The sequence below is a fragment of the Flavobacterium sp. genome, assembly GCF_049318325.1.
Classification (GTDB): domain Bacteria; phylum Bacteroidota; class Bacteroidia; order Flavobacteriales; family Flavobacteriaceae; genus Flavobacterium.
This window is the reverse complement of sequence record NZ_JBMOGQ010000002.1, coordinates 1-17,075: the sequence shown is the minus strand read 5'-3', so window position 1 is coordinate 17,075 and position 17,075 is coordinate 1. Positions and strand designations below refer to the sequence as shown.

The 17,075-nt window shown below is 35.4% G+C and carries 10 protein-coding genes; all 10 read left to right on the top strand.

The genetic code is table 11. From position 1 onward, the window contains the following. Positions 1-65: 65 nt before the first annotated feature. Positions 66-416, top strand: a complete 351-nt coding sequence (locus ACOYLP_RS00700) for a glutaredoxin family protein (RefSeq protein ID WP_422854248.1) — start codon at positions 66-68, stop codon at positions 414-416. A gap of 3 nt (positions 417-419) precedes the next feature. Further along, the gene (locus ACOYLP_RS00695; RefSeq protein WP_422854247.1) at positions 420-1,730 is read left to right on the top strand and encodes an MFS transporter; all 1,311 of its coding nucleotides are present in this window, start codon (positions 420-422) and stop codon (positions 1,728-1,730) included. Beyond that, positions 1,723-2,898 carry a glycoside hydrolase 100 family protein gene (locus tag ACOYLP_RS00690; protein WP_422854246.1) on the top strand — a complete coding sequence of 392 codons (1,176 nt, stop codon included), beginning with the start codon at positions 1,723-1,725 and terminating at the stop codon, positions 2,896-2,898. The genes ACOYLP_RS00695 and ACOYLP_RS00690 overlap by 8 nt, the downstream gene beginning before the upstream one ends. Further along, positions 2,899-3,828, top strand: coding sequence for a carbohydrate kinase family protein (locus ACOYLP_RS00685; protein WP_422854245.1), 930 nt, complete (start codon positions 2,899-2,901; stop codon positions 3,826-3,828). Positions 3,829-3,980: 152 nt separating this feature from the next. Further along, positions 3,981-6,272, top strand: a complete 2,292-nt coding sequence (locus ACOYLP_RS00680) for an NADP-dependent malic enzyme (RefSeq protein WP_422854244.1) — start codon at positions 3,981-3,983, stop codon at positions 6,270-6,272. Between the two features lie 84 nt (positions 6,273-6,356). Then, a complete protein-coding gene (gene ruvA, locus ACOYLP_RS00675) occupies positions 6,357-6,938 on the top strand; it encodes a Holliday junction branch migration protein RuvA (RefSeq protein WP_422854243.1) in 582 nt (193 codons plus the stop codon). Positions 6,939-6,941: 3 nt separating this feature from the next. Further along, the gene (sprA, locus tag ACOYLP_RS00670) at positions 6,942-14,327 is read left to right on the top strand and encodes a cell surface protein SprA (RefSeq protein WP_422854242.1); all 7,386 of its coding nucleotides are present in this window, start codon (positions 6,942-6,944) and stop codon (positions 14,325-14,327) included. Positions 14,328-14,379: 52 nt separating this feature from the next. Then, positions 14,380-14,760, top strand: a complete 381-nt coding sequence (gcvH, locus tag ACOYLP_RS00665) for a glycine cleavage system protein GcvH (RefSeq protein WP_422854241.1) — start codon at positions 14,380-14,382, stop codon at positions 14,758-14,760. Next, a complete protein-coding gene (locus ACOYLP_RS00660; RefSeq protein WP_422854240.1) occupies positions 14,732-15,133 on the top strand; it encodes a VanZ family protein in 402 nt (133 codons plus the stop codon). Before gcvH ends, ACOYLP_RS00660 begins: the two co-directional genes overlap by 29 nt. A 91-nt stretch (positions 15,134-15,224) precedes the next feature. Continuing rightward, positions 15,225-17,075, top strand: a 1,851-nt coding sequence (locus tag ACOYLP_RS00655; protein WP_422854239.1) for an energy transducer TonB, incomplete at its 3' end; no start/stop codon positions are given.

Below are 17,075 nucleotides of genomic sequence, written 5' to 3'. Positions count from 1 at the left end.
TTTATGGTATGGGAATTATTTTTACTAAATATTTTATATCTTTAAATACTTCTAAAATAGTACTTATGAAAAAATCTGTCACGCTATTACTCTTTTTAATGCTTTTTGTTAGTAATGATTTATGGTCACAAGATCAGACCAAGACCACAACAAAACCTCTAAAAGCGTTAACGATTGTTTATGGAAGTGACGAATGCCATCATTGTACTGATACCAAAAAATACCTAAAAGAAAATAATATCGAATTCGTATTTTATGATATTGATAAAAATCAGGAAGCGTTGAAAGAAATGCTATTCAAACTCAAAAACGCTAACATCAGTGCCAATAATTTGTCGATTCCGGTAATTGATAAACAAGGTGTGATTTTTACCAACAACATTCCTTTTGAAGAATTCCTCCAGAAATTGAATTAAACAATGAGTAAAAAAATAAACCTGAGTTTTTGGCAAATCATAAATATGAATGTTGGTTTTTTTGGCATTCAATATAGTTTTGGGTTGCAACAAAGTGCTGTTAATCCCATTTATGATTTTTTAGGCGCCCATCCGGATCAAATTCCTTTACTCAATTTAGCCGGACCTTTAACGGGTTTGTTAGTTCAACCCATTATTGGCGCTTTAAGTGATAAAACTTGGTCACCAAGATTGGGTGGCAGAAGAAAACCATTTTTCTTAATTGGCGCTTTGATTTGCAGTTTAGCACTTTTTGCTTTCCCATTTAGTAGTTCTTTATGGATGGCTGCCGGATTACTTTGGATTTTAGATGCTGGAAATAATACTTCCATGGAACCGTATCGAGCTTTCATTGCCGATAAATTAGACGAATCGCAACAGCCAATGGGATTTCAAGCCCAAAGTTTTTTCACAGGATTTGGACAAACCTTAGCCAATGTTTCTCTTTTTATTTTCCCTTTAATTTTTATAGGAACAACCGGTAAATTGCCCACTTGGGTTTTTGCTTCTTTCTTTTTGGGCGCTATTTGCTCAATTGTTTCGGTTTGGTGGAGTTCTCACACTACCAAAGAAATCCCTCCAACACCAGAAGAACTGCAAAAAATACAATCTAAACGCATCAGTCTTTTTACGCCTTTTATTGACATAGCAAAAGCCGTAAAAGAGATGCCTAAAGTAATGTGGCAATTAGCTTTAGTTTATTTGTTCCAATGGTATGCACTTTTTTGTTATTGGCAAAATTCGTCCAAAAGTATAGCGCTTTCAGTATGGAACACATCGCCCGAAAAAGACATGAAATTATATGGAGAAGCAGTAAGCTGGACAGGTTTAGTTAATGGGTGGTACAATGTAGTAACATTTTTAAGCGCCTTTTCTTTGGTTTATTTTGCTAAAAAATATTCGCCAAAATTAGTGCATTTTAGCTGTTTGCTAATGGCCGCTATCGGTTTTTTAGTATTTCCCTATATTCAAAACAAGTACCTGTTATTTCCCGCGATTACAGGATTTGGAATTGGTTGGGCTAGCATGATGGGTATTCCTTATTTGATGATTGTTGCTAATATTCCCAAAGAACGTTATGGCGTTTATATGGGAATTATAAATATGATGATTGTTATTCCAATGTTCATTCAAACCATAACTTTTGGATTTATAATGAAGCATTTTTTACACAATGACGCGAGATTAGCCATCACTTTTGCCGGAGTTTTGCTCCTTATCAGTGCTGTTTTAACCCTATTTATTTCAACCAAAAAACAAGTTGTAAGTGCATAAAATAGGATACTATAAAGCTATTGATTTGTTGCACGATGTGGTTTCTCCTAATGGTTTTTTAGCTAGTGCTGAAAATACTACTAACTATAAAAGAGTTTGGGCACGTGACGGAGTGATTTGTGGTTTGGCAGCTTTAGCTTCAGGCGATGAGCAATTGATTGCAACTTTTAAAAACACATTAGATACCTTGGCCAAAAACCAACATTCTATCGGAACCATTCCTTCCAATGTTTTATTCGTTGAAGGGAATTGTGAATTGAGTTATGGTGGCTTGGCCGGAAGAGTAGACGCAGTTACTTGGTTTATCATAGGCGTTTGCCAATATGCCTACTATAAAGATGATGCGACTGTTGTTTACGAATACAATTCCCATATTGAAAAAGGTTTTGGTTTACTCGAGGCTTGGGAATTCAATAATAAACATCTTTTATATGTACCGCTTTCCGGTAATTGGGCCGATGAATATATTACAGATGGTTATGTTTTATACGACCAATTGTTGCGCATTTGGGCTTTAAAAAGCTATAATTTTTTTGTAAATAGTGAAGCCATCACTGATAAGATTCAAAAAATAACCGAGCAAATTCAGATTAATTTCATGCCTAACAGTCAAGGGGAGAAATACCATGAAAGAGCTTATGACGAAGTCAATTTTCAAGATTTCATGCCTTGTTCGTTCTCTCCCTCTGGCTATAAAACACAGTTTGATGCTTTTGCCAATTCATTAGCACTTTTGTTAAATGTAGGTTCAAATGAATTCCAAAATGCTATTTTAAATTATGCGGATGCCTTAGCTTCTGAAACAAAGTTGGGTTTACTGCCGGCTTTTTGGCCGCCCGTCTTTGACACCGATGAATATTGGAACCTGCTCAAAAATAATTGTAAATACGATTTCAGAAATTATCCCTATGAGTTTCACAACGGTGGAAGTTGGCCAATGGTTAATGGCTTTTTCGGTGTAGCACTTGTTACTAAGGGTGAAATTAGAAAAGCAACTACTATTTTAGAAAAAATAAACGAGGCTAATGCTAAAAAGGACTTTTCTTTTTATGAAAATTTCAACACCCAAACCACTGAAACTAATGGCGTTTCACACTGTGCTTGGAGTGCCGCCGCTACGGTTTTAGTACATCAATCATTATATCATAATTTTAAAATTTTAGTTTAATTGAAATCAATAGACATAATATGTATAGGCGAAGTGCTAATAGATTTTATTGGTCATGAAGTCAATACTTCAATCAATAGGACGAAAGATTATCATCGTTTTTTAGGTGGTTCTCCAACCAATGTAGCAGTTAATGCTTCCCGTTTGGGATTGAATGCTGTGCTAGTAGCTTCCTGTGGACAAGATGGTTTGGGCGATTATGTCATCCGTAAACTAAAAGCCAATCATATCAATATATCTTGTGTTGGAAAATCGGAAGCCGCGCCAACGTCGGTTATTTTTGTATCAAAATCCACAGAAACCCCCGATTTCATTCCCTATCGTCAAGCTGATTGCGAAATTTTTGAAAGCCAATTGCCCGATGAAGTGATTGCGGAAGCCAAAATTTTTCACACGACTTGTTTTGCTTTAAGTAAAAATCCTGCCAGACAGACCATTTTAAATCGAGCGCAAAAAGCCAAAGAATTGGGATTGCAACTCAGCATCGATATCAATTTTTCTGAACGCATTTGGCCAGATAGAGAAGAAGCCAAAAGTGTACTCAATGAATACTTGGTCAACGATCCATTGGTCAAGCTAAGTGAAGATGATTGTTACCGACTTTTCGCAGCCGTAAAATCGGAAGAATATATTTTTGACTATTTCCATGGTTTAGGCGCTTCCACAATTTGCTTAACCAAAGGAAAAAATGGTGTGGTCGTTTCAGATATTCATCAGGGATTGTTTTTTCAAAAAGCTATTCCAATTGAAGAGGTCAAAGACACTACAGGAGCCGGAGATGCTTTTTGGACCGGATTTTTATACGCTCAATTGCACCAAAAAAACTTAGAAGCAACCATTACTTTGGCCCAGAAATTGGCAGCTATAAAACTCCAAAACGTAGGCAGATTGCCCGATGGCATTAACATCAAAGCATTAATTCAACAATAACTACTAACCAAAAATTAATTTATTTAGATCAAGTAAAAGCTGTAATTTAACATTGCGGCTTTTTTGTTTATGAGTTTGTGTAAAAAGAAATCCTTAAAAATTTCCTTTTTAAGTTGAGTATCCTACCTTTGTAATTCTCAACCATAAAGAAAATGAACAAATACAGCAAGCGAAGAGAAGCATTATTATACCACGCCAAACCTACGCCTGGTAAAATTCAAGTGGTGCCCACCAAAAAATACGCGACCCAAAGAGATTTGTCATTGGCTTATTCTCCCGGTGTAGCAGAACCTTGTTTGGAAATTGCTAAAGATGTCAACAATGTTTATAAATATACAGCTAAAGGAAATTTAGTAGCCGTCATCAGTAACGGAACAGCCGTTTTAGGCTTGGGAGACATTGGTCCCGAAGCATCTAAACCAGTGATGGAAGGAAAAGCCTTGCTCTTTAAAATTTTTGCCGGAATAGATGTTTTTGATATTGAAGTCGGAACCAAAGATGTAGATGCTTTTATAGAAACCGTAAAGAATATAGCCCCTACTTTTGGAGGAATCAATCTTGAAGATATTAAAGCGCCAGAGTCTTTTGAAATTGAAAGACGTTTGGTAGAAGAATTGAATATTCCGGTAATGCACGATGACCAACACGGAACAGCTATCATCTCTTCGGCAGCATTGTTGAACGCTTTAGAATTGGCCAAAAAGAAAACTACTGAAGTAAAGATAGTAGTTTCCGGCGCTGGTTCTGCTGCATTGGCTTGTGCGAATTTGTATATTTTATTAGGTGTTAAACCTGAAAATATAATCATGTTCGATAAAGATGGTGTGCTGTCTTCAGAACGCACTGATTTGTCCGATTTGCAAAAACGATATGCTCATGGTAAATCAGGAACTACTTTGGCCCAAGCATTAGTAGGCGCCGATGTTTTCCTAGGATTATCTGCCGGAAATATCATGTCTGCCGAAATGCTTTTAGGCATGGCCAAAAACCCAATTGTGTTTGCTATGGCTAATCCGGTGCCTGAGATTGATTATGATTTAGCCGTGGCAACTCGTAAAGATATTATTATGGCCACTGGCCGTTCAGACCATCCAAATCAGGTTAATAACGTGTTAGGGTTTCCTTATATTTTTCGCGGTGCTTTAGATGTTCGCGCTACTAAAATTAATGAAGAAATGAAAATGGCAGCGGTACATGCTTTGGCCGAATTGGCAAAAGAACCCGTACCCGAGCAAGTAAATATCGCTTACGGCGAAACCCGTTTGAACTTTGGGAAAGAGTATATCATTCCCAAACCATTCGACCCGAGATTGATTACACAAGTGGCGCCAGCTGTCGCAAGAGCAGCTATGAATTCGGGCGTGGCATTACAACCTATTACCGATTGGGACAAATACGAAGAAGAATTATTAGAGCGTTTGGGTTCTGATAATAAAATGGTTAGACTCCTTACCAATAGAGCGAAAACAGAACCAAAGCGGGTAGTTTTTGCTGAAGCTGATCATTTGGATGTATTAAAAGCGGCACAAATTGTTTATGAAGAAGGCATTGCTCACCCTATTCTTTTAGGAAATAAAGAATTGATTTTAGAACTAAAAGAAGAAATAGGTTTTGATGCTGACGTGCCAATTTTTGATCCAAAAACCAAGGAAGAAGACAATCGAAGATTGAATTATGCAAACCATTATTGGAAGTCAAGACAACGAAGAGGTATTTCGTTACTTGATGCTCAAAAATGGATGCGAGAACGAAACTATTTTGCTGCAATGATGGTAAATGAGGGCGATGCTGACGCAATGGTTTCAGGGTATTCCAGAAGTTATCCAACAACAGTAAAACCTTTAATGCAATTGATTGGCAAAGCTCCGGGGATTACATTAATTGCTACTGCCAATATGATGATGACGAATCGCGGACCAATGTTTTTATCAGACACAGCAATTAATCCGAATCCTACTGCGGATGAATTGGCTAAAATTGCTTTGATGACAGCAAAAATGACTCGAATGTTTGGTATGGAACCCGTAATTGCAATGGTTTCTTTCTCAAATTTTGGATCATCATCAAATGAAAGTGCCAATAAAGTGCGAGAAGCTGTAGCCTATTTGCACAACTATTATCCGGATTTAATTGTCGATGGAGAAATTCAATCTGATTTTGCTTTAAATCCCGAAATGTTGAAGGCTAAGTTTCCTTTTTCAAAATTGGCAGGAAAAAAAGTAAATACCCTGATTTTCCCAAATTTAGAATCAGCAAATATTACCTATAAACTTTTAAAAGAACTCTATAAAGTAGATTCTGTTGGGCCAATAATGTTAGGAATGGAAAAAGCGGTTCATATTTTCCAACTTGGTGCAAGTGTAGAGGAAATGGTTAATATGGTTGCGGTAGCCGTGGTTGATGCACAAGAAAAAGAGAAAAGAAAAAAAATGTCTGCTAAATAGTTTTTGTATTATTGTAGAGATATTGCAAATACATGCTGCCAATTCAAGAATTTTGCTATATTTGAAATTAGATTTTAGTATAAAATGATTGCACACATTCAAGGAAAGTTAATTGAAAAATCGCCAACCGAAGTAGTAATTGACTGTAATGGTGTTGGTTATCATATTAATATTTCGTTGCATACTTTTTCTTTACTTCCCAATACCGATTTTGTTAAATTGTTTACGTTTCTTCAAATTAAGGAAGATGCTCATTCTTTGTTTGGTTTTGCAGAAAAATCAGAGCGTGAATTATTTAAATTATTATTATCGGTATCCGGAATAGGAGCAAGCATAGCAAGAACTATGTTATCATCATTAGATCCTAAACAAATAATTCATGCCATTGCTAGCGCAGATGTTGTTACGATTCAATCAATAAAGGGAATTGGCAGTAAAACAGCACAACGAGTAATACTCGATTTGAAAGAAAAGGTCTTAAAGATTTATGATTTAAGCGAAATTTCTTCCTCTCAACACAATATTAGTCGAGAAGAATCGTTATCTGCTCTAGAGGTTTTGGGTTACGTTAGAAAAAACGCTGAAAAAGTGGTGGATAAAATCATAAAAGAAAATTCGGATGCCGGAGTTGAAACAATTATCAAACAAGCGTTAAAAAATTTATAATTCTTGAAAACAATATACTTCACAAATTCAATATTTAACTTTAAAAAATTTTTCTTAGGATTAGTTTTGCTGTTGAGTTCTTCAGTTTTTTCTCAAGTAACTCCAACTGAGCCAAAACCAACCGAGCCTGAACCAACAGGTTATTCAACAGGAAAATTAGATATTAAAGACCCTGGGAGTATAGTTAATGCGTATACCTATGATGTTGCAACTGACCGATATATCTACACCAAATCAGTTGATGGTTTTAATATCAATTATCCAATTATTTTAACACCAAAAGAATACGAAGAATTGGTGCTTCGTGAGTCAATGCGTCAGTATTACAAAGAAAAATCAGATGCCATTGATGGTAAAAAAGATGGTAGCGCTCAAAAGAAGAAGGACTTGCTCCCACGATATTATGTTAACTCAAGTTTTTTTGAAACTATTTTTGGTTCAAATACTATTGATGTTAAACCAACTGGTACGGTTGAAATGGATTTGGGAGTTCGTTATACCAAACAAGACAATCCGGTTTTTTCACCTAGACATAGGTCACAAACTTCTTTTGATTTTGACCAAAGAATCAGTATGAGTTTGAATGGAAAAGTAGGAACTAGATTGAGCGTAACTGCCAATTATGACACAGAGTCAACTTTTTCTTTTCAGAATAATATCAAGTTAGAGTACACACCTGACGAAGACGATATCATTCAAAAAATCGAAGTCGGAAATATAAGTATGCCGCTTTCCAATTCTTTGATTCGTGGTGCCCAAAGTTTATTTGGAGTTAAAGCCAAATTACAATTTGGAAGAACTTCAATAACTGGTGTTTTCTCTGAACAAAAATCGCAAACAAGATCAGTTACCGCTCAAGGTGGTGGAACCATTCAGGATTTTGAAATATTTGGTTTAGATTATGATGCCGACAGACACTTTTTCTTATCCCAGTATTTTAGAAACAAATACGATGAAGCCTTAAAAGATTATCCGGTGATAAGAAGTAGAGTTCAAATTACAAGGATTGAAGTATGGGTAACCAACAGACAAAATCGAGTTAGCACCACGAGTAACAATCTAAGAAATATTTTAGCCCTTCAGGATTTAGGTGAATCAAGACTCTCTAATTTTACAGATAATAGCAGAGTGGTTGCTATAAATCCAGTAGAATATAATACGAATAACTTTTTCTTATCACCAACAGCAACAGACTTGCCTTCTGATAACAGAAATAACAAGTATGACCCAGCACTAATAACTTTAGGGGGCGGATTATTAAATACAGATATAAGAGACATTGTTACTTCTAGTGCTGGCTTTAATAACCTAAATCCAGTTGATGAAGGAACTGATTATTCTAAATTAGAAAACGCCAGAAAGTTAGCACCTAATGAATATACGCTTAATCCACAGTTGGGTTATATTTCATTGCAACAACGTTTAGCTAATGATGAGGTATTAGCTGTTGCTTATCAATATACTATTGGTGATGATGTTTATCAGGTTGGAGAGTTTGGTACAGATGGAGTTGATTCTACAGTTCTTACGGGCACAACTCCTGCGGATGCATCTGTTTCAACCCAGAGTTTGATTCTGAAAATGTTAAAGAGTAATTTGACTAATGTTCAAAAACCTATTTGGAACTTGATGATGAAAAACATTTATCAAATTCAAGGTGCGTATCAATTGCAAAAAGAAGATTTTAGATTCAATATCTTATATACTGATCCTTCGCCCATTAATTATATCACCCCAGTGGCTGGGACACCTTTTCCATCCAGTCCAACAACACCGCCAGGAAATGAAGTTTCAGAAACACCTCTTTTAAAAGTTTTAAATGTTGATAAATTGAATTATAATAATGACCCACAAGTTGGGGGTGATGGTTTTTTCGATTTTTTACCCGGATTAACTGTTGACCAACAAAATGGACGAATCATATTTACTACTGTAGAGCCTTTTGGTAAATTGATTTTTGATAAATTAAAATTAGGAGCAGAAGATTACTATGATGAGAATACCTATAACGGAAATCAGGCAAAATATGTTTTTAGAAGTATGTATACCGGAACACAAGCCTCGGCTTTACAAGATGCAGAAAAAAATAAATTTCAATTAAAAGGAAGGTTTAAATCTTCGGGGGGCGATGGAATTCCGATTGGAGCCTACAATGTTCCAAGAGGATCTGTAGTAGTGACTGCCGGAGGAAGAGTATTGCAAGAAGGAATAGATTACAGCGTAAATTATCAGGCAGGGAGAGTACAAATTCTAGATCCTTCGTTACAAGCATCTAGTACACCTATTCAGGTTTCAGTAGAAAACAACTCCAATTTTGGACAACAAACCAGAAGATTTATGGGAATAAATGTAGAACATAAATTCTCGGATAAATTATTAGTTGGCGCTACTTACATTAAAATGACAGAAAGACCACTTACTACTAAATCAAACTATGGTCAAGAATCAGTTAACAACACTATTTTTGGTTTCAATGCAAACTACTCTACTGAAGTGCCTTTTTTAACACGAATGGTTAATAAATTACCAAATATAGATACTGATGTTCCCTCTAATTTCTCTTTGCGAGGAGAAATGGCTTTCTTAAAACCGGATGCTTCAAAAGCAGATCAGTTTGAAGGAGAGCCAACTGTATATGTAGATGATTTTGAAGGTTCACAAACTACTATTGATATGCGTTCGGCTCTGTCATGGAGTCTGTCTTCTACCCCAAAACATACAGCTGGAGCTGACTATGAAGATTTCGTTAGACCCCAAGATCCGCCTCCTTCTCCCTTTAACCCAGTAAATCTAGGATACGGTTACCGTAGAGCCAAGTTAAACTGGTATAGTATTGATCCGACTCTTTATGTACAAACACCGGGAGATATTGGTCAGGACGGAATTTCTGCCAATAGCACCAGAAGAATCTTTAGCCGTGAATTGTTTCCTAATACAGACATTCAGATTGGACAAAGTCAAGTAATTAATACGTTAGATTTAACTTATTATCCTGAAGAAAGAGGGCCATATAACTTTAATCCGCTAGCGCTAACAACAGTATTTACTCAAGAAGATGCTAAGAAAAATTATGGTGGAATTATGCGTGCCATAAATTCTACCAACTTTGAACAAAGCAATGTAGAATACATTCAATTTTGGGTTTTAGATCCTTATTTTGATCCGGCAAATCCATCAGCTGTCGCCAATCCTGCAAACTCAGGGAAAATCTATTTTAATCTTGGAGAAATATCAGAAGATGTTTTAAAAGATGAACGTAAGCAATATGAAAACGGATTGCCTTCTAACAGCGCTTCTCAATCGTTAACCAATCCTACAGTTTGGGGTAAAGTTCCATCTTCGCAGTCACTTATCTATGCTTTTGATGTTGATGGAGCCAATAGAGCAGCACAAGACGTTGGTTTTGATGGTATCAATAATACTGTTGAACAAAGCCTTCCCGGAATTGGTGGTTATGCTGCTTTAGCTGATCCAGCAGGGGATGATTACCAATATTTTTTAAGTGCTCCAGGTTCGACTATTTTTGACCGTTATAAAAATTATAATGGAGTTGAAGGTAATTCACCGGTTGGCGTTTCAGATAACAACAGAGGTTCAACAACACTTCCGGATGTAGAAGATATCAATCGTGATAACACGATGAATACTGCTAATGCCTATTATGAGTACAAAATTGATATGAACTATGGTAATATTGATGGAACTGGAATGCCGGTAGGGGAAAACTTTATTACAGATAAGGTAGTTACTACTGTTACAGATACGCCTAACGGAATTCCAACACAAGCAAGATGGTATCAATTCAAGATTCCGGTTACTACCCCATTAAAGAAAACTGTTGGTAGTATTTCTGATTTTCGTTCCATACGTTTTATGAGAATTTTTATGACTGGATTTTCAACACCAATTACACTTCGTTTTGGGGCTTTAGATTTAGTTCGTGGTGAATGGAGACGTTATGATAATTCATTACAAATAGCCGATACAGATCCTACTGATGACAACACAAACTTTGATGTATTGTCAGTTAACATTCAGGAAAACGCACAACGAGTTCCAATACCTTATGTAACGCCACCTGGAGTGGTTAGAGAGCAACTTCAAAATGGGCAACAGGTTTTAAATCAAAATGAGCAATCACTTTCTTTAAGAGCAAACGGGACGCCCTCAGGAACAGGAGGTTTAGAGGTTGGTGACTCAAGAGCGGTGTTTAAAAACATTGAAGTTGATATGCGTCAATATAATAAGCTCAAAATGTTTTTACATGCAGAAGCATTACCAGCTGACCCAACACCGTTATTGGATAATCAGATGAAAGCATTTATTCGTTTTGGAAATGACTTTACCAATAATTTTTATCAAGTAGAAATTCCTCTTAAAGTAACTCCGGCAGGAGCTAGAGCTGCAGATGATATTTGGCCCGATGTTAATGAAATTAATCTTAACTTGTCTTTGCTAACCAAAATGAAAGTTAAATCTTTAGGCATTGACTTTACAACATTCCCCGATGGTGTTTATTATCCGGATGATGACATTACACTTCCTGATGGTGACGGTGACCCAAACTTGCGTCTAGGAATTAAAGGAACTCCAAATTTTGGTTTGGTAAGAACGTTAATGGTTGGTATTAAAAATAATCATACCGATCCTGTTCGGGGTGAAGTTTGGTTTAACGAATTGCGTCTTGCCGATATGAATAACGAAGGAGGAATGGCTGCTGTTTTAAACATAGACACAAACTTGGCCGATTTTGCTACAATTTCTGCTACGGGTAGAATGAGTACCATCGGTTTTGGGGCATTAGAAGAAGCACCTCAAGAGAGAAGTAGAGAAGATATGCAGCAATATAATATTGTCACTAATTTTAGTTTGGGTAAATTGTTGCCAAAAAAATGGGGTATTAATTTACCATTTAATTACGCTGTTGGTGAAGAATTAATTACTCCTGAATACGATCCTTTCAATCAGGATATTCGTTTGCAACAATTGATTGACAATACCATTGATGCAGCTGAAAGAGAAAACATGAGGAACAGAGCAATCGATTATACAAAAAGAAAAAGTATCAACTTTATAGGAGTTAAAAAAGATAGAGCACCTGAGCAAAAGCAACATATATATGACCCGGAGAATTTAACACTTTCATATTCGTATAATCAAGTTGAAAAACACAATTATGAAATTGAAAATTATATAGATCAACAAGTTAAAACAACTGTTGATTACACCTATGCTTTCAAAAATAAACCAATAGAACCTTTTAAGAAAAACAAATTCTTCAAGAAAAGTTCGTATTGGAAAATGCTTAGTGATTTTAACTTTAACTACCTGCCTGCAAGTATTTCTTTTAGCAGTAATATTATTAGACAATATAACAAACAACAGTTTAGGCAAGTTGATGTTGCCGGAATTGCTTTAGATCCCTTATACAGAAGAAATTATATGTTCAATTATCAATATGGATTTAATTATAACCTCACAAAAGCATTAAAAATAAACTTTACTGCTGCATCCCAAAATATTGTCCGCAACTATATGGATGAAAATAATGTGCCGGATAATAGCAATACGATTTGGACAGATTTTTGGAATATTGGAACACCAAACCAACACAATCAACAAATTACTGTTAACTATGAATTGCCTGTAAACAAGATACCATTCTTGGCATTTATCAAATCAACATATACCTATACGGGTGATTATAGCTGGCAGAGAGCGTCATTAGCCATGTCTTCAGTTGATGGCTTTAATTTAGGGAACACCATTCAAAATGCAGGTTTACATCGTTTGAACACGTCGTTCAGTATGGAAACTTTTTATAAATATATTGGATTAGGTAAAAAACCTGCGACTCCGGCTCAGAAACCTGCGGCATTACCAAAACCTGGTGAAAAGATTACCGGCGTCAAAGCACAACCTGCTAAAACAACTAATGTGTTTTTGGACGGATTGAAAGGGGTTCTAACAAGTGTTAAAAATATACAGGTTAACTATACTCAAAACGAAGGAACTGTTCTTCCCGGATTTTTACCAGGACTAGGTTTCTTTGGTTCAGCAAAACCTTCACTAGGTTTCGTTTTTGGCGGACAGGATGATGTTCGGTATGAAGCTGCTAAAAGAGGTTGGTTGACCACCTATCCGGAGTTTAACCAAAATTTTACTCAAGTGGTAACTAAAACATTGAACCTTACAGCTAATGTTGATTTATTCCCAGATTTTAAAATTGATTTAAGCGCCGATAGAACTTATGCCAATAATTATTCGGAGCAGTTCAATGTAACCGATATCCCAGATGCAAATGGTAATTATTACCAACCGCAATCCCCATACAGTTATGGAAACTTCTCCATTTCTGCAGTAATGCTGAAAAGTTCCTTTAAGGCAAGTGACGAAAACAGTTCGTCTTCATTTCAGGATTTTAGAGAGAATCGAATTATTATTGCCGATAGATTAGCGCAACAATATTATGGTGGACCAAATTACCCAAGATATGGAGATGCAGCAAACCCTGTTCCCATTCCTACGGATCCAAACTATAATTTTTATGCCAATAACTTGGGTTACCCAATTGGTTTTGGCAAAAACAATCAAGCTGTTTTAATACCATCTTTCTTAGCGGCGTATACTGGATTATACTCAACTGGCTCAGGCGATGCCGCTAAAGGAGTTTCTTTGGATGCTTTTAGAAACTTTCCTATTCCTAACTGGACCATAAAGTACAGTGGATTAATGCGTTATAAATTCTTTAAAGATAGATTCAAAAGATTCTCTATTCAACACGCCTATAGAGCTTCCTATACCATAAATTCATTCCGTTCAAATCTTGATTATAATCCTAATGTTGCGATTCAAGATAATAGTGGTATTGGTAATTTCTTAAATAATACAATTATCGCCAATATTAATTTAGTAGAGCAATTTAATCCGCTTATCCGTATCGATTTTGAGATGAAAAATGCCTTCAAAATTTTGGCCGAAATTAAAAAAGACAGAAGTTTATCAATGAGTTTTGACAACAATTTATTGACAGAAGTTCAAGGGAGAGAATATATTGTTGGTGTAGGATATCGTTTAAAAGACGTAATTTTCTCATCAAAATTGGCTGATAATCCAACTGGAATTATTAAAAGCGACATCAATCTAAAAGTAGATTTCTCATACAGGAATAATAAAACTATTGTGCGTTACTTAGATTATAATAACAACCAATTAGGTGGCGGACAAAATATTTGGTCAGCAAAATTAACAGCTGATTATTCGTTAAGTAAAAACCTAACGGCTATCTTCTTCTATGACCATTCCTTTTCAAAACCGGTGATTTCTACATCATTTCCATTGACAAATATAAGAGCTGGTTTTACCATGCGATATAATTTTGGAAACTAACAATTAATTACAATATCAAATCTTATCTTTACATCCTAAAATTTAATATTAAATGAATATACCTAGCAATTTAAAGTATACCAAAGACCACGAATGGGTTTTAATTGATGGCGATATCGCAATAGTTGGCATCACCGATTTTGCACAAAAAGAATTGGGCGACATTGTTTATGTTGAAGTAGAAACTTTGGATCAAACATTAAACAAAGACGAAGTTTTTGGAACTGTTGAAGCAGTAAAAACGGTATCCGATTTATTCTTGCCGTTATCCGGAGAAATTATTGAATTTAATGATGAATTAGAATCAAATCCGGAAGCTGTTAATACAGATCCTTATGGGAAAGGCTGGATGGTGAAAGTCAAAATTTCAAACGCTGCGGAAGTTGAAGAATTACTTTCGAGTGATGCTTACAAACAACTTATCGGTGCTTAAAAATGCAATATTTAGTTTAGCTGTAAGTTGGACTATTCTAATTGCCGTTTTGTGTTTAGTAAAGTTTACCGATTTGCCTTCATATAGGGTTTCTGGAGCCGATAAATATGTTCACTTTACATTTCATTTTGTTTTTACTATGCTTTGGGGACTTTATTTATGGTCAAAGCTAAATGAAAAAACAATTTCAAAAATTGGCCGCGTTGTCATTTTATCATTTTGCTACGGAATACTGATTGAGATTTTGCAAGAAACATTAACAAAGACAAGACATGCAGATATTTTTGATGTGCTAGCAAATGGTACAGGAGCAATTGCTGCTTTAGTTTTTTTCGTTTTAATAAAAAGACATAAACCGCAAATAAATAGATAATAAAGTTTGTCCTGACCCGTTATCATTACGAAGCGGGATTTTTTTACTTTTTACCATTAATAAGTAACATATCCAACTCGATATATAAAAAATGAAATCAAAGATTATTGAATCAGTTCACTGCCAAGGTAGTTTGGGTTACGAACACCAAATAGAATCAAACCTTGTGAGTAATAAAATTTTAGCGTTTTTAATACTATTTTTTTTAACGAACATAATTAATGCTCAAGTTACTCAAAAAACGGCCGAAAGATTTCCTGTTTTTCCATCATGTGAAAATTTACAGTTTCAAGCTTTAGAAACTTGTTTTAATAATCAAGTACAGGATTTTGTATACTCCAATTTTAAAGTTCCTGAAAATCTTAAACAAAATAATTTCAAAGGAACTGTGATAGTGATTTTTGAAGTAAATGATAACGGGAATTTCAAAGTAATATATGTTGATGCTATCGATGAATCATTAGTTGCTGAAAGCAAAAGCGTTTTTGCAAAAATGCCAAAAATTTCTCCAGCAACTTATAACGGAAATCCAACGTATGCCAAATACACAATCAAAATTGCAATTCCTTTGCAAAGTGCAGCCGACTTACAAGCGCAAAAAGAAGCGGAAGCGTTAGCCGAAAAAAACTCAAATTTTTATAACACTAATAACAAACAACTTACCGAATTAGACAGTATCAAATACAAAAAATTTGAAAAACCACAGTTTGGAAGTCACATCAACATCCCGTTTTCACACAGCTATTATTCGCAGTTTGATGATGAGATGAATCAGGTTGGTGCTAATAACCATACAGGTTCTAAACCTTTTTCTTATGCAGATGTTTCTAAATATTATAATTTAAAGCAAGAAAATCAAAAGCTGTTGAAGAACAAGAAAGATTGGTTTGGCAGAAAACTTTGGGATGAAAACTTAGTTGAAATTCAAGGGGAGGATTATTGGTTTACCCTTAATCCGATTTTTGATATTCAAATGGGTAAAAGCGACCCAAGCGTTTCTTCTTATACTTTTATAAATACCAGAGGAATTCAATTTAATGGTGGTTTGGGAAAAGAATTAAATTTTACAACAACCATTTACGAAAGCCAAGGAAGATTTGCAGATTATTTCAATAGCTATGCTGAATCTATAAAACCCGACGGAGGAAATCCGGCAATTATTCCGGGTATTGGAATTGCAAAAGAATTTAAATCGGATGCTTATGATTTTCCTATGGCTGAAGCCAATTTGTCCTATACACCCAGCAAATTCATTAATCTGAATTTGGGTTATGGCAAGAATTTTATCGGCGATGGCTATCGATCTTTATTGTTAGGAGATGGAGCGAGTCCCTATCCCTATTTTAAAATGAACACTACTTTCTGGAAAATAAAATACACCAATATATATACATGGCTCAAAGATGTTCGTCCCGAAGCTACAGTAGACAGAACTTACGCAACTAAATTTGCTGCGAGTCATTATTTGAGTTTGAATATTACCAATCGTTGGAATATAGGACTTTTTGAATCGGTAATATGGACAAATAATAACAACCGTGGTTTTGATATGAGTTTTGTGAATCCAATTATATTCTATCGAACGGTGGAATTTACTTCTTCTGCACGAAGCGGGAATGCGTTGTTGGGTTTGACAACCAAAGTAAAATGGAACAATCAAATCAATTTTTACGGACAGTTTTTGTTAGATGAATTTTCGTTGGATGCAGTAAAAGAAGGTAATAAAAGCTGGAAAAATAAATTTGGTTACCAACTCGGAGCCAAATACTACAATGCGTTTAACATCAAAAATTTGTTGTTGCAGTTAGAATACAATCATGTTAGACCATACGTGTACTCGCATAGTGAAGCCATTACCAATTATGGTCATAACAACCAAAGTTTGGGGCACCAATGGGGAGGAAATTTCAAAGAATTCATAGCCATAGCTCGATATCATAAA